Annotated in this window: 17 protein-coding genes and 5 tRNA genes; 15 read left to right on the forward strand and 7 right to left on the reverse strand. The window is 63.9% G+C overall.

All coding sequences use genetic code 11. The features are described 5' to 3' along the window. The first annotated feature begins 34 nt into the window (after positions 1-34). The 7 genes from gltX to P0D96_RS11405 all read left to right on the forward strand — a co-directional run bounded on the left by gltX (position 35) and on the right by P0D96_RS11405 (position 2,956). Positions 35-1,444: a glutamate--tRNA ligase gene (gltX, locus tag P0D96_RS11375; protein ID WP_408175920.1), complete on the forward strand. Its 1,410-nt coding sequence runs from the start codon at positions 35-37 to the stop codon at positions 1,442-1,444. Positions 1,445-1,566: 122 nt separating this feature from the next. Beyond that, positions 1,567-1,642 (forward strand) — tRNA-Ala (locus tag P0D96_RS11380). A gap of 155 nt (positions 1,643-1,797) precedes the next feature. Next, positions 1,798-1,873 (forward strand) — tRNA-Glu (locus P0D96_RS11385). A gap of 104 nt (positions 1,874-1,977) precedes the next feature. Then, positions 1,978-2,054, forward strand: a tRNA-Asp gene (locus P0D96_RS11390). Between the two features lie 61 nt (positions 2,055-2,115). After that, positions 2,116-2,191: transfer RNA gene (locus tag P0D96_RS11395), tRNA-Glu, on the forward strand. A gap of 81 nt (positions 2,192-2,272) precedes the next feature. Further along, positions 2,273-2,349 (forward strand) — tRNA-Asp (locus tag P0D96_RS11400). 142 nt (positions 2,350-2,491) lie between these two features. Then, entirely contained in the window at positions 2,492-2,956 is a 465-nt protein-coding gene (locus P0D96_RS11405) for a GNAT family N-acetyltransferase (RefSeq protein WP_012433487.1), read from the forward strand. A 174-nt stretch (positions 2,957-3,130) separates the two neighbouring features. Here the strand turns inward: P0D96_RS11405 and P0D96_RS11410 are convergent, their stop codons facing one another. After that, positions 3,131-4,030, reverse strand: a complete 900-nt coding sequence (locus P0D96_RS11410) for an AraC family transcriptional regulator (RefSeq protein ID WP_408313442.1) — start codon at positions 4,028-4,030, stop codon at positions 3,131-3,133. 173 nt (positions 4,031-4,203) lie between these two features. Between P0D96_RS11410 and rraA the strand changes: the two genes are divergently transcribed. Together rraA and P0D96_RS11420 are read left to right on the forward strand one after the other, a co-directional pair. Next, positions 4,204-4,698: a ribonuclease E activity regulator RraA gene (rraA, locus tag P0D96_RS11415; protein ID WP_408282657.1), complete on the forward strand. Its 495-nt coding sequence runs from the start codon at positions 4,204-4,206 to the stop codon at positions 4,696-4,698. A gap of 78 nt (positions 4,699-4,776) precedes the next feature. Next, positions 4,777-5,178: a gamma-glutamylcyclotransferase family protein gene (locus P0D96_RS11420; RefSeq protein ID WP_132373897.1), complete on the forward strand. Its 402-nt coding sequence runs from the start codon at positions 4,777-4,779 to the stop codon at positions 5,176-5,178. 208 nt (positions 5,179-5,386) lie between these two features. Here P0D96_RS11420 and aceB read toward each other — a convergent pair whose 3' ends face one another. Together aceB and P0D96_RS11430 are read right to left on the reverse strand one after the other, a co-directional pair. After that, positions 5,387-6,997 (reverse strand): malate synthase A, encoded by a 1,611-nt coding sequence (gene aceB / locus P0D96_RS11425; RefSeq protein ID WP_408313444.1) that lies wholly within the window; start codon positions 6,995-6,997, stop codon positions 5,387-5,389. 93 nt (positions 6,998-7,090) lie between these two features. Then, a complete protein-coding gene (locus tag P0D96_RS11430) occupies positions 7,091-7,906 on the reverse strand; it encodes a haloacid dehalogenase type II (protein ID WP_408313446.1) in 816 nt (271 codons plus the stop codon). Between the two features lie 151 nt (positions 7,907-8,057). On the opposite strand from P0D96_RS11430, the gene P0D96_RS11435 reads away from it, so the two are divergent. Continuing rightward, positions 8,058-8,960, forward strand: a complete 903-nt coding sequence (locus P0D96_RS11435) for a LysR family transcriptional regulator (RefSeq protein ID WP_106279585.1) — start codon at positions 8,058-8,060, stop codon at positions 8,958-8,960. Between the two features lie 205 nt (positions 8,961-9,165). Next, on the forward strand, positions 9,166-9,600 hold the full coding sequence (locus tag P0D96_RS11440) for a universal stress protein (RefSeq protein WP_132373900.1): 435 nt from the start codon (positions 9,166-9,168) through the stop codon (positions 9,598-9,600). Positions 9,601-9,854: 254 nt separating this feature from the next. Here P0D96_RS11440 and aceA read toward each other — a convergent pair whose 3' ends face one another. The 3 genes from aceA to P0D96_RS11455 form a co-directional block, all read right to left on the reverse strand. Further along, positions 9,855-11,159 carry an isocitrate lyase gene (aceA, locus tag P0D96_RS11445; RefSeq protein ID WP_132373901.1) on the reverse strand — a complete coding sequence of 435 codons (1,305 nt, stop codon included), beginning with the start codon at positions 11,157-11,159 and terminating at the stop codon, positions 9,855-9,857. A 458-nt stretch (positions 11,160-11,617) separates the two neighbouring features. Further along, the gene (locus P0D96_RS11450; protein WP_132373902.1) at positions 11,618-13,249 is read right to left on the reverse strand and encodes a DEAD/DEAH box helicase; all 1,632 of its coding nucleotides are present in this window, start codon (positions 13,247-13,249) and stop codon (positions 11,618-11,620) included. A gap of 456 nt (positions 13,250-13,705) precedes the next feature. Then, the gene (locus tag P0D96_RS11455; protein WP_132376843.1) at positions 13,706-13,975 is read right to left on the reverse strand and encodes an acyl-CoA-binding protein; all 270 of its coding nucleotides are present in this window, start codon (positions 13,973-13,975) and stop codon (positions 13,706-13,708) included. Positions 13,976-14,156: 181 nt separating this feature from the next. Between P0D96_RS11455 and tsaB the strand changes: the two genes are divergently transcribed. Genes tsaB through P0D96_RS11475 form a run of 4 tightly spaced genes read left to right on the forward strand, consistent with a single transcriptional unit; the run spans position 14,157 to position 17,698 of the window. Next, positions 14,157-14,978 carry a tRNA (adenosine(37)-N6)-threonylcarbamoyltransferase complex dimerization subunit type 1 TsaB gene (gene tsaB / locus P0D96_RS11460; RefSeq protein ID WP_408313448.1) on the forward strand — a complete coding sequence of 274 codons (822 nt, stop codon included), beginning with the start codon at positions 14,157-14,159 and terminating at the stop codon, positions 14,976-14,978. Further along, a complete protein-coding gene (gene rimI / locus P0D96_RS11465) occupies positions 14,975-15,469 on the forward strand; it encodes a ribosomal protein S18-alanine N-acetyltransferase (RefSeq protein WP_132373904.1) in 495 nt (164 codons plus the stop codon). The genes tsaB and rimI overlap by 4 nt, the downstream gene beginning before the upstream one ends. Beyond that, positions 15,456-16,688 (forward strand): uracil-DNA glycosylase, encoded by a 1,233-nt coding sequence (locus tag P0D96_RS11470; protein ID WP_408175929.1) that lies wholly within the window; start codon positions 15,456-15,458, stop codon positions 16,686-16,688. The genes rimI and P0D96_RS11470 overlap by 14 nt, the downstream gene beginning before the upstream one ends. After that, the gene (locus P0D96_RS11475; protein ID WP_408313474.1) at positions 16,685-17,698 is read left to right on the forward strand and encodes a DUF1853 family protein; all 1,014 of its coding nucleotides are present in this window, start codon (positions 16,685-16,687) and stop codon (positions 17,696-17,698) included. Before P0D96_RS11470 ends, P0D96_RS11475 begins: the two co-directional genes overlap by 4 nt. Before the next feature lie 375 nt (positions 17,699-18,073). On the opposite strand, the gene thiD is transcribed toward P0D96_RS11475, so the two are convergent. Continuing rightward, the gene (thiD, locus tag P0D96_RS11480) at positions 18,074-18,880 is read right to left on the reverse strand and encodes a bifunctional hydroxymethylpyrimidine kinase/phosphomethylpyrimidine kinase (protein WP_408313451.1); all 807 of its coding nucleotides are present in this window, start codon (positions 18,878-18,880) and stop codon (positions 18,074-18,076) included. Between the last annotated feature and the right edge of the window lie 11 nt (positions 18,881-18,891).

The following is an 18,891-nucleotide window of genomic DNA, read 5'->3' on the forward strand; positions in this document are numbered from 1 at the left end:
CAGGCGCCGGCGCCTGTCTTCCGAGTAACCGCTAATGACCACCTCCGTTCGTACCCGTTTCGCACCGAGTCCCACCGGCTTCATCCACCTCGGCAACATTCGCTCCGCGCTTTATCCGTGGGCGTTCGCGCGCAAGATGAAAGGGACCTTCGTGCTGCGGATCGAGGACACCGACGTCGAGCGTTCCACCAGCGAATCGGTCGACGCCATTATCGAAGGCATGGCGTGGCTCGGGCTCGATTTCGACGAAGGCCCGTTCTACCAGATGCAGCGCATGGACCGTTACCGCGAAGTGCTCAAGCAGATGCAGGACGCGGGGCTGGTGTACCCGTGCTACATGTCGACGGAAGAACTCGACGCGCTGCGCGAGCGTCAGCGCGAAGCCGGCGAAAAGCCGCGCTACGACGGCACGTGGCGTCCGGAGCCGGGCAAGGTTCTGCCGGAACCGCCGGCCGGCGTGCAGCCGGTGCTGCGCTTCCGTAACCCGCTCACCGGCGTGGTGGCATGGGACGACGCCGTGAAAGGCCGTATCGAGATCTCGAACGAAGAGCTCGACGACCTCGTGATCGCGCGTCCGGACGGCACGCCGACCTACAACTTCTGCGTGGTGGTCGACGATCTGGACATGCGCATCACGCACGTGATTCGCGGCGACGATCACGTCAACAACACGCCGCGGCAGATCAACATTCTGCGCGCGCTCGGCGGCGAGCCGCCGGTCTACGCGCACTTGCCGACCGTGCTGAACGAGCAGGGCGAGAAGATGAGCAAGCGCCACGGCGCGATGAGCGTGATGGGTTATCGCGACGCCGGTTTCCTGCCGGAAGCCGTGGTCAACTATCTGGCGCGCCTCGGCTGGTCGCATGGCGACGCGGAAATCTTCTCGCGCGAACAGTTCGTCGAGTGGTTCGATCTGGAGCATCTGGGCAAGTCGCCGGCGCAATACGACCACGACAAGCTGAACTGGCTGAACGCGCACTACATCAAGGAAGCGGATAACGAGCGCCTCGCCGGGCTGGCCAAGCCGTTCTTCGCCGAACTGGGTATCGACGAGGCCGCGCTTGCCCAGGGCGCCGATCTGGCGGCCGTGGTGGGCTTGCTGAAGGACCGCGCATCGACGGTGAAGGAGATCGCCGAGAACGCTGCGATGTTCTATCGCACGCCGGCGCCGGATGCCGAGTCCCTCGCGCAGCACGTGACCGACGTGGTGCGTCCGGCGCTCGCCGATCTGGCCGCCGCGCTGAAGACCGTGGAGTGGACCAAGGAAGCGATCGCGGCCGCGTTGAAGGCGACGCTCGGCGCACACAAGCTGAAGATGCCACAACTGGCGATGCCGGTGCGTCTGCTGGTGGCGGGCACCACGCATACGCCGTCGATCGACAGCGTGTTGATGCTGTTCGGGCGTGATGTTGTCGTCGGCCGGATCGAAAAAGCGCTGGCTTGAGCGCGTTCGCGCGAGCCTTGAGAGGGTTTGCATGCGACTTGTGAAAAAAGTCGCATGCAATTGCTCAAAGGGTATTTACAAAGCGCAAATTGGCCTCTAAAATCTCGTTTCTGTTCTGCAAGGGGGGTATAGCTCAGCTGGGAGAGCGCTTGCATGGCATGCAAGAGGTCAGCGGTTCGATCCCGCTTACCTCCACCATCAGAGCAGAGTGAAGTTGTTCCGAAGTCTGGAACTTGTAGCAAAAAAGACTTCACAAACAGTTGTAACGTAGCTAGAATATCGGTCTTTGCTGCTGACGAAGTGAAAGTTAGCGTGAGTTAGCAGCAAGATAAAGACAGATCTGAAAAGATTATGTCCCCTTCGTCTAGAGGCCTAGGACATCACCCTTTCACGGTGAGTACAGGGGTTCGAATCCCCTAGGGGACGCCAAACATCAGCGTCGCTTTAGTGCTCGAAGTCATGCTTCGAGTAGCAGTAAAGCAGCGCAGCTTGCAGAGAAATAACCGACGCTCGCAAGCCAGGGTGTAAAGACTGGAGTGGTAGTTCAGTCGGTTAGAATACCGGCCTGTCACGCCGGGGGTCGCGGGTTCGAGTCCCGTCCACTCCGCCAGACAAAGCCCGTTCATCCAAACTTGAACGGGCTTTTTCATTAAAGGTGTAAGCAGTACGTTGTCCCCTTCGTCTAGAGGCCTAGGACATCACCCTTTCACGGTGAGTACAGGGGTTCGAATCCCCTAGGGGACGCCAGCACATCGGCGTCGTTCGGTTGGAAGTTGAGCGGTGCAGCGGTAAATGAGCCAGTCTCGTGAGCCGCGGTGCAGAAAATCTGGAGCGGTAGTTCAGTTGGTTAGAATACCGGCCTGTCACGCCGGGGGTCGCGGGTTCGAGTCCCGTCCGCTCCGCCAGATTTGAGAAAGCCCACTTCGAAAGAAGTGGGCTTTTTTTATTCCGCTGTCCCGCGCGCCTGGGTATGCTCGGGAAAAACAGCCATTGCCAGCGCGCGCGGCCTGTTTTACCGTTGACCCGACTCTTCCATGTCGCCCCGCCATGTTCGATCCCACCGAAGCTCCGTTACCGTTTCATCTGCGCAAAGCCAGCATGGACGATTTCGAGTTCGCCGAGGCGCTGACTCGCAACAACATGGGCGGTTACTACCGTCGCCACCATCTTGTCTGGCGCGGTGATCTGTTTCTAGGTAGCTGGCGCGAGTCGGAGAATTTCATTCTCGAAATGGACGGCACACCCATCGGCGTGTTGCGCATCACGCAAGAGGGCGACTCGCTGCATATCCGCGACGTGCAGATTGCGGAAGGCCATCGCCGGCTCGGCGCCGGCACGTATCTGCTCGATGTTTCGCATCAATGGGCACGCGAGCGTGGCCTGCGCGAGTTGCAACTGCGCGTGTTCGTCGACAATCCCGCCGCGCGGCTTTATCAGCGCAAAGGTTATAAGCTGGCCGGGCCGCGCCTTGCGCAACTTGGCGCGATCCGTCATCTGGCGCGACGGGTTTGAGGCGGCGGTGTTCTTGACACGCGGGGCCTGAGCGCGGACGTTTGGCGCGCCGGCTTTGTGGCGTCAGGTTGACGCGCAGGGGATCGACACGCAGGGTTAGCGGCGCGCAACCAGGCACCCAGCTAGGCGCTGCGTCAAAGCGCACGTTTGGCACCCGGGATTTCAAGCACTCAGTCAGCGTCCGGCATCGCTCTCTGCATCCGCGCGATCTCGCGCGGTCTCGTCGTCCACCTCTGTGTCGCCATGCTCCCCATGCCCCACCCGATGTTCAGAGCCACGCTCGATAAACGCGCGCGGACTCTCGCCGAAGGCACGCCGGAACATCGCGGAAAACGCGCTTTGACTCTGATAGCCCAGTTCCAACGCGACATGCGACAGCGGCCGTCCTTGGCTCAATAGCGGAATCGCGCGCGCCAGAATCGCCTGCTGGCGCCATTGCGAAAAACTCACCCCCAGCTCCTGACGAAACAGCCGCGCAATGGTGCGCGTGCTCGCGCCGACACCGGACGCCCATTGTTCGAGCGACTCGCCATGCGTCGGGTCCGCGATCACCGCTTCGCACAGCGCGCGCAGACGCTTTTCATTCGGCATCGGCACGGAGAGCGGCAGCGGTTCCGAGCGAGTCAGTTCGTCGAGTGCGAGCGCGCCGAGCAACTGCTCACGCGTAGCCGAGATACCCGGTGTGTCGAGCGCGGCAATCACTTCGCGCAGCAGATCCGAGACTTCGACCACGCGCGGCGTATCGAGTCCGGCCGGCACCGTGCTTTCGGTGATGTAGAGCGTACGCAGGAATGCGTCTTCGACGGCGACCACTTCGTGCGTCACATGCGGCGGCACCCAGATTGCCCGCGACGGCGGCACCATCCACGTCGTGCCGGTCGTCGCCACCCGCAGCACACCGCGCGACGCATAGGCCACCTGCGCCCACGCATGCGTGTGACGCGCGATGCGCCAGCCCGAGGGCATCTGCCGCGAGCGTACGCGGATCGGATGCGTTTCGTTCGGCTGGAACTCGGGCGGAATATCGGCGAAGCGCACGAGGCTCGACGGGTTTGAGTCGGCGGATGAAGTCATGGTGAAGATCGATCCCGATAACGGACCGCGGCAAGCGCGGACCTCGAAAGTCATCCGAAAGCACCGCAAGGCAAAACCCGCTACGGCAAACCGCTGCGGGATCCTCATTGTAGGTGTTGCAAGGAACCGGGCGTTGCATAATGTCCTGATTGCCCGGACCCGAGGAGAACGCCATGAGTTTTGCTACCGCGGACTTGTGCGACGCGCACGAGGATCAACTGGCGCTCGGCACGTTGCGCGTGCTCGAGCCGGTCTTTCACCTGTTCAGCCGCGCTGAGTGTTTCAGCGGTGAAGCGGTGACAGTGAAGGTCTTCGAGGACAACGCACTCGTGCGGGTCACGCTCGAGGAGAAGGGCGCGGGCCGCGTGCTGGTGATCGACGGCGGCGGCAGCCTGCGTTGCGCGCTGGTGGGCGGCAACCTTGCGCAGATCGCGGAACAGAACGGCTGGGCGGGCATCGTCCTGAACGGCTGCGTGTGCGATACGCTGGAGCTCAATGAGGTCAACGTCGGCGTCGCGGCTTTGGCAACCTGTCCAAGGCGCGGCCAGAAGCTCGGCGCCGGCGAGCGCGGCGTAGCGGTGCAATTGCCCGGCGCGCTGGTGCGTCCCGGCGAATGGATCTACGCGGATATCGACGGCGTGCTCGTGGCGAGCGCGGCGCTCGACTGAACCGCGGCCGGCACTTACGTTCGAACAGAGCCAGAAACAGAAGCCACCCAAACCCCCATTCAAGGAGAGCAAACGACGATGCAGACCGTCTTTGTATACGGCACGCTGCGTGCCGGTGAAGTGAACGACATCAGCGAAGCCGCGGCGCGCAACGAGATCGCCGCGCCAAATCGGCTCGGCACGGCCACGGTCCGTGGCCATCTGTTCGATTTCGGCTCGTATCCGGGCCTCGTGATCGACGAAGCGGGCGTCGACGTAGTCGGCGACGTCTACGAGATCGACGACGAACTCGTTGCCGTGCTCGACGAAATCGAGGCGGTCTATCCGGGCGTCGAGGATCGTTTCCTCGCGCGCGAAGTGATGGTGAAAGTCGACGGCGATGTCGTGAACTGCCGCTTTTATCCGGTTGCGCCGAATGCAGTGAAGGGCTTGCCTGAAATCAAATCGGGCGACTGGACCGAGTACCGCCGCACGCGCTAACAAACGCGCTACCTCACGCGCGCAAAAAAAACGGCCCGGCAAGCATACGCCTGTCGGGCCGTCCGGTCGGTCAGCCTTGCGACTCAAGCCGCTTTCGCGCTAGAGGTGACACGCTAAAGCAGGCTTGCTACTGCGTCGTCCGTTATCAACGCATCGGAGCGCATCTGAATGAATGCCCCCGACGCATCCATGAGGCCTGACGTTGGCCTCAGATTTCCTCGTACAGCGGCAGCGTGAGGAAGTCGGTGAACTGCTCCGACGTCGACATCTCTTCGAAGATCTGCGCGGCGCGCTCATACGGCTTGGTATCGCCGCCCACGGCTTGCTTCACCTTGTCGAGTTCCTGCACCGACAACTCGCGCACCAGATCGGCCGTCACCTTGCGGCCGTCTTCGAGCTTGCCCTTCGGCGAGCGAATCCATTGCCACACCTGCGAGCGCGAGATTTCCGCGGTGGCGGCGTCTTCCATCAGGTTGTGAATCGGCACGCAGCCATTGCCCGCGAGCCACGCGCCCAGGTAGTGAATGCCGACGTTGATGTTGTTGCGCAGACCGCCTTCGGTGATCGGCGCTTCCGGACGGAAGTCCGTCAGGTCGGTGGCCGTGACGAGCACGTCGTCGCGCTGCTTGCCGATCTGGTTCGGCTTGTCGCCGAGCACCTTGACGAACTCTTCCATTGCGATCGGCACGAGGCCCGGATGCGCGACCCAGCCGCCGTCATAGCCGTCGCCGGCATCGCGCGCCTTGTCCGAGCGCACGCCGCCCATCGCCTTTTCGTTCGCAGCCGGATCGTTCTTGATCGGAATCAGCGCGCTCATGCCGCCGATCGCCGGCGCATTGCGGCGATGACAGGTCTTCAACAACAGCAGCGCGTAGGCGCGCATGAACGGCGACGTCATCGTGATCTGTGAGCGGTCGGCGAGGCAGAAGTCGCGGTCGGCCTTGAACTTCTTGATCGCCGAGAAGATGTAGTCCCAACGCCCGGCGTTCAGACCCGAACTGTGTTCGCGCAGCTCGTACAGGATCTCGTCCATTTCGAAGGCGGCGACGATCGTTTCGATCAGCACCGTCGCGCGAATCGTGCCGCGCGGCACGCTGACCGCTTCCTGCGCGGCGACGAAGATGTCGTTCCATAGACGCGCTTCGAGATGGCTCTCCATCTTCGGCAGATAGAAGTACGGGCCCGAGCCGCGCGCGACCAGTTCCTTCGCGTTGTGCACCATGAAGAGCGCGAAGTCGAAGATGCCGCCCGACACGCGCTTGCCGTCCACCTTCACGTGCTTCTCGTCCAGATGCCAGCCGCGCGGACGCACGATCAACGTGGCGACCTTGTCGTTCAGCGTGTACGACTTGCCGTTCTGTTCCAGCGAAATCGTGCGGCGCACCGCGTCCTTCAGATTGATATGGCCGGTGATCTGGTTGTCCCAGCTCGGCGCATTCGAATCTTCGAAGTCGGTCATGTACGAATCCGCGCCCGAATTCAGCGCGTTGATGATCATCTTGCGTTCGACCGGACCGGTGATCTCCACGCGGCGGCATTGCAGGTCCTGTGGCAGCGGCGCGATTTTCCAGTCGCCTTCACGCACGCTTTTCGTTTCGGCGAGGAAGTCGGGGCGTTCACCTGCGTCGAGGCGCTTCGTGCGTTCCACACGCGCTTGCAACAACTGCTGACGGCGCGGCTCGAACGTGCGATGCAGCGCGGCGACGAGTTCGAGCGCTTCGCGCGTGAGAATCGCGTCATAGCCCGACTTGATTTCAGCCGTGATTTCCATGCCCTGCGGCAGTTGCAATGATGAATGCGATGACTGCGGGTTCGCCATGTTTTCTCCTTGGTCGGTCGGATTGCAAAGATGCAAATGTTGAGATGCGGTTGAATTGCGGTCGATGTGCGTCGCGTTATCCAGTGGTAGCCGTCATGCGCCAGGGCTGTGGCGCGCGCGGCTGCCGCCGGTGCCGCTGCTGCGGCCGGGCGACGCGCGGGTCTTCAGAAAAGCGAGCAGATCGGACATGCCTCCGCCCGCGCCATGCGGCGTGACGCCCAGTTCTTCGGCTGGGGCGTTTTGCCGGTTGAGCCAGAAAGTGGCGAAGCCGAACCACGTCGCGCCCGCCACGTCCCAACCGTTCGACGACACGAAGACGATCTCGCGCGGCAGCGCGTCGAAGGCTTGCGTGCCGAGCGCGTAAGCGGCGGGCGAGGGCTTGTAGGCGCGCACGGCGTCGACAGATAAAACGTGGTCGAACAGGCGCGTCATGCCGGCGCTCTTCACGGCGATGTCGAGCATTTGCGGATTGCCGTTAGAGAGAATCGCGAGAAGCGGACGCGCGGCGGATTCGCCGCCCGCAGACGCTGCTGAATTCGGCGTTACGTCGCGCAAATGGCGCAGCGCGGGCACGGCATCGGGGAACGCGGACAGGCACGCGTATTCGTCCATCAGACGCTTTTCGGCCGTGCGACCCAGCGTGAGCTGAAGTTTTTTCGCAGCGAAACGCAAGGCGTCGAGTGTGATGTCCCAGAACGGCCGGTAGTGCGCACCGGGTGCGTCTGCCGGATCGGCGAGCGTGCGCAACTGCGTGTATTCGATCTGTTTTTGCCGCCACAACTGCGAGAGCGCATCGCCGTGGCCGGGGAACATCTGCTCCGCGGCAGCGATCACCGAATGCACGTCGAAAAGCGTGCCGTAGGCGTCGAAAATCACTGCTTTTGGGAAGAGTGTCGTTGTGGCCGACATTGCCGTGCACTCCTATCAGAGGTCAGGACGAATTGTATTAGTGATGCTATATGCTAAAAAAGAGGCTAAACATCACTTGATCTTTTACTTTCATCCACCTAATCTGGCGCGCACCGACCACTTTCCCGCCCAAGTGCGGTTCCCATCGCTCATGGACCGTTTCAAGCAGATCGAGACTTTCGTGACCGTCGCGGCCAAAGGCAGCCTGTCTGCCGCGGCTTCGGCCGAAGGCGTCGCGCCGGCCATCATCGGCCGCCGCATCGACGCGCTCGAAGAGCGCCTCGGCGTCAAATTGCTGGTGCGCACCACGCGTAAGATCACGCTGACCTTCGAAGGCTCGGCCTTTCTCGAAGACTGCCAGCGCATCATTCACGAGATGCAGAACGCCGAGGCGAGCGTCTCGGCGGGCGGCGTCAAGGCGAGCGGCCATTTGCGGCTGTCCGCGCCGGCGGGCTTCGGACGGCGTCACGTCGCGCCGCTGGTGCCAGCGTTCACGGTCGCGCATCCGGATGTGTCGATCACGCTCGACCTGTCCGACCGACTCGTCGACCTGGTCAACGAGGGTTTCGATTGCGCGGTGCGGCTCGGCGAGTTGCCGGATTCGTCGCTGGTGTCGCTCAAGCTCGGCGAGAACCGCCGTGTGTGCGTGGCCTCGCCGTCGTATCTGAGCCGGCGCGGCGCGCCGCACAGCCTCGCCGATCTGGCACATCACAACTGTCTCGCGCTCGGCGCGAGCGCCAATCAGCAACGCGGCTGGATGTTCCAGCAGGGCGACAAGGTCGTCTCGATCAAGGTGTCCGGCACGATGGAATGCTCGGACGGCGCCGTGCTGCACGAATGGTGTCTCGAGGGCTACGGTCTCGCGTGGCGCTCGTGGTGGGAAGTCGGCACGGACATCGCGGCTGGGCGGCTCGTCAGCGTGCTCGACGAATTCGCCGCGCCGCCCATCGGCATTCATGCGGTGTTTCCGCAGCGCCGCCATTTGCCGTTGCGGGTGCGATTGTTTCTGGACTTTCTCAAGCATACGTATGGGCACCCTGACTACTGGGGCTAAAACGGCGGGAGCTGACGGCGGGCGCCGCGCGGCCTTGCCCGGCGGTTGCGCCGCCGCCGCGAACAAGGGGTTTCCCATATGCGGACAGACCCTCAACAGATTCATACGCTCAATTCCGCGACCTACAATCGATTGAAGCGGCTTGTCAGCCGAGCCTCGTTGGACGCTGAGGCCGCGCTGCGCGCAGCCGGCGACGGAGGACATCATGTTCAGACACATCCTGGTTCCGACCGACGGTTCAGATCTGTCTCGCAAGGCAATCGACGGCGCCATCGATCTCGCGCAAGCCGTCAATGCGCACGTGACCGCCTACGCGTGCCTGCCGCAATATCCATACTCGCCGTTCTCCGACGTGGTGGTCGAACCGCCCTCCGAATTCCTGCAGCGCAGCGAGCGCGAAGCGCGCGTGCATCTGCGCGAGGTGGAGATGGCGGGGCGTCGTGTCGGCGTGACGGTCGACAGCCGGACCAGCGTGCACCCGGCGCCGTATCTCGGCATCATCGAAGCGGCGGAGCAGGGCGGCTGCGACGTGATCTTCATGGCCTCGCATGGCCGCCGCGGTCTGGGGAGCCTGCTGATCGGCAGCGAAACGCAGCGGGTGCTCACGCATACGAAGATTCCGGTGATCGTGTATCGCTGAATCGTCGAATCACGGGCCACAAAAAAACGCGCCGGCGGTGAGGCCGGCGCGCGCTGTGTTCGCCGCACAATGCGTTGTGCTGGCTTTTTCTCCACTGCTGCTGCGATCTCTCCCAAGTTCCACTGCGAGATTCCGGCCGTCGGCGCTGTTCGACTCGCGCGCCGACGACCGAGCTCCTCCCTGTGACGGCGGCTCTCTGGCGGAGCCGCTTTTCGTCTGTCTGCCTTGTCCCTGCGATCAGACCACGGGGTGGATTACGCGACCTTCTTGTCGAAGAACTGTTCGTCTTCCGTCGAGCCATGCAGCGCGGTCGTCGATGCATCGCGTTCGACCGTTTGCGTTACAGCGTCGAAGTAGCCGGTGCCGACTTCGCGCTGGTGCTTGACCGCGGTGAAGCCCTTTTCGGCCGCAGCAAATTCAGCCTGCTGCATTTCGACGAAGGCGGTCATCTGGTTGCGGGCATAGCCGTGCGCGAGGTTGAACATCGAGTAGTTCAGCGCGTGGAAGCCGGCCAGCGTGATGAACTGGAACTTGTAGCCCATCGCGCCGAGTTCGCGCTGGAACTTGGCGATCGTCGCGTCGTCGAGGTTCTTCTTCCAGTTGAACGACGGCGAGCAGTTGTACGACAGCAGTTGATCCGGGTACTCCTTGTGGATCGCGTCGGCGAATTTCTTCGCGAACTCGAGGTCCGGCTTGCCGGTTTCGCACCAGATCATGTCAGCGTACGGCGCGTAGGCGAGGCCACGCGAGATCGCCTGCTCGAGACCCGGCTTCGTGCGGTAGAAACCTTCCACGGTGCGCTCGCCAGTCAGGAACGGCTTGTCGTTTTCGTCGATATCCGACGTGATCAGGTCGGCGGCTTCCGCATCGGTACGCGCCAGCAGCACGGTCGGCGTGCCGGAGACGTCGGCGGCCAGACGCGCGGCCGTCAATTTGGCGATGTTTTCACGGGTCGGCACCAGCACCTTGCCGCCCATGTGGCCGCACTTTTTCACCGACGCGAGCTGATCTTCGAAGTGCACGCCGGCGGCGCCCGCTTCGATCATCGCCTTCATCAGTTCGAACGCGTTCAGTACGCCGCCGAAGCCGGCTTCCGCGTCCGCCACGATTGGCTGGAAGTAGTCCACGTAGCCTTCGTCGCCCGGATTCTTGCCTTCCGACCACTGGATCTGGTCAGCGCGCGTCAGCGTGTTGTTGATGCGCTTCACGACGAGCGGCACCGAGTTCGCCGGATACAGCGACTGGTCCGGGTACATTTCGCCGGCGACGTTCGCGTCGCCCGCCACCTGCCAGCCCGACAGATAGATCGCCTTCAGGCCGGCCTTGACCTGTTGCATGGCCTGATTGCCGGTCAGCGCGCCGAGCGAGTTGACGAACGGCTCGTTGTTCACGCTTTCCCACAGTTTTTCCGCACCGCGCTTGGCGAGCGTGTGCTCGACTTGCACCGAGCCGCGCAGGCGGATCACGTCTTCCGCCGTGTAGCTGCGCTTCACGCCTTTCCAGCGCGGATCGGTTTCCCATTGCTGTTGGAGTTGCTTGGCTTGTTCTTGACGGGACATGGTGTGCTCCTTGGTTGCCTGTATGGATGGGTGACTCTTTTCTTCGTCGAAACGGTTGGCCGGTTGGGGCGTTTCGTTTCGTGAAGTCTTATATAAGAGTCTAGGCAAATCAATGGTCGCGCAATAGTCGCCGGGGAGCCTTTCTGGAATATTTGTTTGTGTTTAAAATCAATGAATTACACTGAGCGTTTCGCATTAAGAAACGACTTTTTCCATCTTGCAATAGGCCGTCTTGTGCCTTGCAGCACGATTTTTTACGACGCAAAAAAATTTTCCACATCGTGAAATTTGGGGCGCGCCGCAGTACGGACGAAAAAAAACCGGTGCCTGAGCACCGGTTTCTTTCGACTGACGAACGGCGCGAGGCCATCCGGGTCTGTTTTCAAGCTGACTGCGCAGTACCGCCTGGGCGCTGCAACGGGCCGAAGCCCTGAAGCAGAATGCACCCGGTTCAGTACTTAGCTGCCGCGACGCGCCGTACGCGGGCCGTCGCTGCGGCGTGCGCCGTAGCCGCCATCGCGCGAGCCACCGTAGCCTTCACGCGAACCGCCACCGAAGCCGCCTTCACGCGAGCCGCCGCCAGCCGATTTGCCGGCCCAGCCGCCGCCATTGCCGCTGCCGCTGCGTGAACCGCCGCCGTTACCGGCCGGCTTGCCCGAACCGCTACCAAAGCGACGGCCACCGCCGTTGCCACCGCCCGGACGGCCGCGGCCGCCAAAGCCAGGACGGCCGTTACCCGACGGAGCCGACTTGCGCGGCTCGAAGCCTTCGACGACATTGACCGGCAGCGGGGTGCGCACGAAGCGCTCGATGCGCTTCAGCGCGCCTTGTTCCGCGTGATGCACGAGGCTCACCGCGATACCCGAGCGGCCAGCGCGGCCGGTACGGCCGATACGGTGCACGTAGTCTTCAGCGAACTTCGGCAGGTCGTAGTTGAACACGTGCGTGATGCCCGGGATGTCGATACCGCGAGCGGCGACGTCCGTTGCCACCAGCACGCGCACGCGGCGCTCGCGCAGTGCGCGGATCGTGCGGTTACGCGCGCCTTGCGGCAGGTCGCCGTGCAGGGCGGCCGATTCGAAACCGGCGTCGGCCAGGCGGCCGGCCAGCTGGTCGGCGTCCATCTTGGTTGCCGTGAAGACGATAGCCTGGTCGAGGCCTTCGTCGCGCAGCAAATGGTCGAGCAGACGATCCTTGTGATCGCGGTCGTCGACGTAATGGACGGTTTGCGCGATGTTGGTGCGCTGTTCCAGACGCTGAACGATCTCGATGCGTTCCGGATCCTTCAACAGGCGGCCGGTCAGCGAGCTGATCTTGCCGTCGAGCGTGGCCGAGAACAGCATGGTTTGACGCGAAGCCGGCGTAGCGGCAACGATCGTTTCGATGTCTTCGATGAAGCCCATGTCGAGCATGCGGTCAGCTTCGTCGAGCACGAGGATCTGCAGTTGCGACAGATCGATACGGCCGCGTTCCAGGTGGTCGATCAGACGGCCCGGCGTGGCAACCAGGATTTCCGGGTTCTTCGCGAGCAGCATCAATTGCTGGCCGTAAGCGACGCCGCCCAGAATGCTGACGGTGCGCAGGCGCTTCAGGTGCTTGCCGTACGTGGCAGCGGCGGTGGTGACCTGCATCGCGAGTTCGCGGGTCGGCGTCAGAACCAGCATGGTCGGACGGGCAACCGGTTGCGGACGGCGCGTGCGGGCGCCGTCGGCCGGACGCGGTTCACGCGGCTGGCTGGCTTGCGCCTTCTGCAGTTGCGAGAAACGCTCGATGGCGGGCAGCATGAACGCGGCGGTCTTGCCCGAACCAGTCGGGCTCGAGACCATCAGGTCGCGGCCGGCGATACCGGCGGGGATGGCGCGTTGCTGAACCGGCGTGGGGTTCTGATAGCCAGCGGCGGTCAGCGCGGAGACGACATCCGCGGACAGACCGAGCGACGCGAACGACGGGCCGGCCGGTGCTGCGGCTTCAGCGGCGACGGCTTCCGGAGCGGCAGCAACGGCTGCGGCTTGTGCGGGTGCGTCGGCGAGACCGAGGGCTTGGTCGGCGATGGCGTTCAACGGGCTGCTGGGGGTATTGCTCGAAGTCATGAGAATCCTTGGTAAATCCTTGGTACACACGGAATTAAAACGTCGGCGCCAATCGGCATACCCAAGTCGTCGGATTCAGCGAGCAAAGAAGCAGCGAGCAAATCGAAAAACGGGGGCAGCTCGCGACAATGAAGGCGAGCTTTTCGTTAGAAGCTGTATCGGATGCGACATGCCAACACGGCGTGCCGCCAGCCTGGGACATGATCGCCCGTAGGGGGCTAGGCAGGAGGGGACAGGTTCTAAACTGGATTGGAGCTAAACGCTACGAGGCGCTGCGCCGCAAAGGCCGCTAGAGGAAAGCCGGGCAAAGCAGTGAAGCGCAGGCAGCATTGTATAGGGTTTTGCTGCACTGCGCCACTGTTAGGAGTTTTCCTGGTGGAAAAGTTTGTGCCGGGTGCTGGTCTGGCGGGCGGTCCGGTTGTCGCGCGGGCCGCCAATGGTCGCTTCACAGCTGCTTCAGGCCGCCTCGCCGCTCTTGAGCGCTTCGACCAGTTCGACGTATTGCTGCTTCGCGGCGTCCTGCGCCGTGCCCTTGAGCGCCGCCCACGCGTCGTACTTGTATTTGCCGACGATGTCGGTGAAGCCCGGCTTGTCGCCGTGAACGTCGCCGCGGGTGGCCTGCTTGTAGAGGGCATACAGGCGCAGCAGGGTGAGATTGCCCGGACGCTCCGGCAACTGCTGGACGTCTTCGTGGGCTTGGGTGAACTGGGTGTCGATGTCGGTCATTGTCATGTTGCCCGCCGGGCGGGATCGGGATTGAGATCGGCTGACGATCATAACAATTGCGTACCGCCGCGGGGCCGAGGGCTTATTCCAAACATCGGCCGGCAGACGGTCGCAACGCCGAAGCATGCCGCGCGCATGCCAAACCACATTTGCGTGCGCCGTGCCGATTACAATACGGTCCATGACTCAAACTGTGCTCCTCGCCCTCGATACCTCGACCGAATTCTGCTCGGTGGCGCTTCTGTCCGCTCCCGGCAGTGCGGCCGGCGCCACGCCTGAAGAGGCTTGCGCCGAACCGCGTCTCTGGGTGCGCCACGAGCAAACCGGCGCGGTGTCCAGCACGCGCCTTCTGCCCGCCATCCGCGAACTTTTCGACGAAGCCGGCCTGAAACTGACGGACTGCGACGCCATCGCCTTCGGTTCCGGTCCCGGGTCGTTCACCGGCCTGCGTACCGCGACCGGCGTCGCCCAAGGCCTCGCGTTCGGCCTGAATCTGCCAGTCGTGCCGGTCAGCACGTTGCTCGCCTGTGCCGAGAGCGCCCGGCTGCGCGATCCGTCGGTGACACGCGTGCTCGCCGCGCTCGACGCCCGCATGGACGAAATCTATTGGGCCGACTACGCCTGGGACGACGCGCAAGGTGAATGGCGCACGCTGCAGGCGGCGTCGCTCGATGCACCGGACCGGCTCGTTTTGCCCGATGTCCCTTTCACGCTGGCAGGCAATGCCGCCGCGGCCTTCGGCGCGCGGCTGCCGGCGCTCGCCGCGGCGAAGAGCGTCGACGGCGAAGCGCTGCCGCACGCCGTGCCGCTCGCCCACGCTGCGCTGCGCGCATTGCGCGCCGGCCGCACGGTGCCCGCCGACCAGGCTGCGCCGGAATACGTACGCGACAAGGTCGCCCAGACCACCGCTGAGCGGGTTGCAGACAAAGCTGAAAAAGCCGCCAAGGCCGAGCAGGCCGCCAGACTCGCGCACGACGCAGCGCAAGGCGAGGGCCGGCAATGAGTGGCGTGTTGCTCGCGGACCGCTACATGTCGCCGATGACCGAAGGCGACCTGGACGAAGTCGCCGCCATCGAAAAAATCGCTTATGAGTTTCCATGGAGCCGGGGCAATTTCGGCGACTCGCTGCGCAACGGCTACTTCGGCGTTTGTCTGCGCCATGTCACGGGCACGCTGATCGGCTATTGCGTGCTGATGCCGGTCGTCGACGAAATGCATTTGCTCAATCTGTGCGTGACGCCCGCGGCGCAAGGCGCCGGCGCCGGGCTCGCGCTGCTGCGCGAAGCGGTGCGCATTACCCGCGCTGAAAAACTCGACGGCCTGCTGCTGGAAGTGCGGCCGTCGAATTATCGGGCGATCCACTTGTATGAGCGCTTCGGCTTTGCTTCGATCGGCCGGCGCAAAAACTATTATCCGGCGCGGCATCGCAGCCGGGAGGACGCCATCGTGATGCGTTTCTCGTTTGCCACGGAGGGCGCAGATGGCGCTGCATGAATCGGTACTGGAAGAGTTCGGACTCGCGCCGCTGTGGGTGCGTCGCGGGATGGCGGTGGCGCAGGAGGTGGTTGAGCCGCAAGCGCAAGCCGCAGCCGAGGCCGCAGGCGTGGTTGGGCAGAGCGCCGGTGCGCTGGCCGGGCCGGATGCGCGTCGAGCAGAGACGCGCGGCGCGGCGCCGGGATTGCCACCCGTTGCTCGCGCACAGCAAACCTCGCAGCCCGCGGCGCGGGCGGCAGACGTTCAACAAGCCAATGCCGCGCCAGCGCAAGGCGAACGCCGCACGCCTGGCCGTCCGGAGCAGGCATCGCCTGCGGAAGGGGCGCGCGATCGGTTCGATGATCGCCAGCCGACGGCTGAGACGCGCGCAGGCGAGTCGCCGCGTTCCATGCAGAACGGCGAGCAAGCTGAACGTCATGGACGGCCTGCACAAGATCCAACGCAAGGACGGACGCAAGCGCCGGTCGAGACACGCCAGTCGCAACCATCGCAGTCAACGCAAGCCCAGCAACCCCGCAGCTCCGAGCCGCCGACATTCGACGCGTCACCCGATGACGATTTCGCTTGGTTCGACGACCTGCCGACCCAAGCTCCCGCCGACGCACGCGACGAAGCCCCTGCAGCGCCGGCAATCCACACGCTAGACTGGGACGCGTTGAGCGAGCGCGTCGCCGCCTGCCGGCTTTGCCGTCTGTGCGAGAAACGCACGAACACGGTGTTCGGCGTCGGCGATCGCGGCGCCGACTGGATGCTGATCGGCGAAGCGCCAGGTGAGAACGAGGACCGTCTTGGCGAGCCGTTCGTCGGCCAGGCCGGCAAGCTGCTCGACAACATGCTGCGTTCGCTGACGCTCGCGCGCGACACGAACGTCTATATCGCGAACGTGATCAAGTGCCGGCCGCCCGGCAACCGTAATCCCGAGGCGGACGAAGTCGCACGTTGCGAGCCGTATCTGCAACGTCAGGTGGCGCTGGTCAAGCCGAAGCTGATCGTCGCGCTCGGCCGCTTCGCGGCGCAAAGTCTGCTGAAAACCGAGGCGAGCATTTCGTCGCTGCGCGGCCGCGTGCACGAATACGAGGGCGTGCCCGTGATCGTCACGTATCACCCGGCGTATCTGCTGCGCAGCCTGCCCGACAAGGCCAAAGCCTGGGCCGACCTGTGCCTTGCGCGCGACACGTGGCAGGCGGCGGGCGGCGCGCCGTCGAACGCGTCGAAGTGACGGCCGCCGAGGGGCCGGCGGCCGGTTCCGCTGCCGTGCCCGGAATCGATGCCGTAAGCCGCGATACGCTGCTCGACACCTTGCACGACTCCGCCGTGCGCGATCTCACGTGGTTGTTGCTGAGCGCCGATCTGTTGCGCCCGCAACCACCGGTGGGCGCGCTGGCGAATCCCTTCGACACGCCGCAGGAAGCGCAGGCGACCATCGACTGGCTGCGCGCGCTCGACGCCGCGCCCGAACCCTTGCATCACGAGCTTGCGGCGACGCGCATCACGCGTCTCGGCCGGTACGCCGAACGGCTGCTCGGCTGGTTCCTGCAACATGGACCGGCGGCGCGGCTGGTGGCTGCCGGCGTGCCGTTGCGGCGCGCTGGTGTCACGCTTGGCGAATGCGATTTTCTGGTGCAGACGCGGCAGGGTGCGCGGCTCCATTGGGAGCTGGCCGTGAAGTGCTATCTGCATGCTGGCGGAGGGCATGCTCAGTCGTCCGCTCGGTTATCCGATTACGTCGGCCCGAATCTGAAAGACCGCTTCGACCTCAAGCTCGCGCATGTGCTGAATCACCAGTTGCCGTTGAGCGCGCGTGAGGAGTTCGCCTCGGTCGGCTACGCGGGTCCGTGGACGCCGCAGATGTTCATCAAAGGCTGGCTGTTTTACCGGCATGGCGAGACGCCGCTCGATCCTGTTGAGGTCGATCCGGCGCATGGCCGTGGGTGGTGGGTGACGCGCGGTGATTGGCCGGAATTCGCGGCGGCGCAGGCGCAAAAGTGGCGAACATTGCCGCGGCTGGAATGGCTTGCGCCGCGGTGTCATACGCCTCTTGAGGTGCAGACCGCGGGCCTCGCTTTCGTCGATGCGCAAACGCTCGCCGGACAAACGTTGCATCAGCACGGACCGGCGATGGTCGCCGCGTTCGCTGAGGACAGCGCAGGCAATCTAATAGAACGTTCGCGTGGCTTTATCGTGCCGGACGAGTGGCCCGAGCTGGCGCAAAGCTATGCGCGGCAGTAGCAGCGGGTGAACGGGAAAGAAGCGGAAAAAAAAGAGGCGCCAGAAAGACTGAGGCGCAGACCCGAGCAGCGCAGCCAGTCGGCTACGACGCACAAGACCCGTCTCCAACGTCGATCAAAGTACGCAGTAGGGCCGTGCAACGCGGTGGGTCCGCTACAACGCGCGAGCACCTCACCGCTGTCGTTAAAAGTGCCGTAGAACCGGGCAACGCCGCAGGTCCACAACCACGCGCGAGCGCCTCACTGCCATCGTTAAGAGTGCCGTAGAACTGGACAACGCCGCAGGTCCGCTACAACGCACAAGCGCCGCGCAACCATCAGCCAAGCCCCTAGACCGGGCGAACGCAGCCAGAGCACCACAACACCCAGCCGCACCTCACCACCACCGATAAAAATGATGCACCGGCCCGACGCCGCTGCCGACGTCGAGTCGATCGCTCGCCTGCAGCGCGCCGGTCAGATACTCCTTCGCGTCGGCGACGGCGCTCGCCAGATCGCCACGCTGCGGAATCAGCGCCGCAATCGCCGACGACAGCGTACAGCCCGTCCCATGCGTATTCTTCACCGGTACACGCGGGCCGCCGAGACGCAGCGTGCCGCTCTCCTGCACCAGCCAGTCCGGACTATCGGTAGCGCTCAAATGGCCACCCTTCATCAGCACCGCGCGTGCACCGAGCGCACGCAGCGCTTCGCCTTGCTCGACCATGCCGGCTTCATCGGTCGCGGCTTGCACGCCGAGCAATGCGGCCGCTTCCGGCAGATTGGGCGTTAGCAGATCGGCAAGCGGCAGCAATTCGTCGCGCACCGCCGCGACCGCGTCCGGCAGCAGCAACGCGTGGTTGCTTTTCGAAATCATCACCGTGTCGAGCACGATGTGCTTCGGCTTATACCGGCGCAGCGCGTCGGCGACCGCGCGCGCGATCGGCGCGTTCGCCAGCATGCCGATCTTCACGGCGTCGATGCGGATGTCGTCGAACACCGCGTCGAGTTGCGCGGTAACGAAGCCGGGGTCCGGCGCGTGAATCGCGGTGACGCCGCGCGTGTTCTGCGCGGTCAGCGCGGTGATCACGCTCGCGCCGTACGCGCCGAGCGCCGAGAAAGCCTTCAGATCGGCCTGAATGCCGGCGCCGCCGCCGGAATCGGAACCGGCGATCGTCAGCACATTGGGAATCGGTTGAGTCATGGCAAAGCGAG

Source organism: Paraburkholderia sp. RL17-347-BIC-D, assembly GCF_046027915.1.
Taxonomy (GTDB): Bacteria; Pseudomonadota; Gammaproteobacteria; order Burkholderiales; family Burkholderiaceae; genus Paraburkholderia.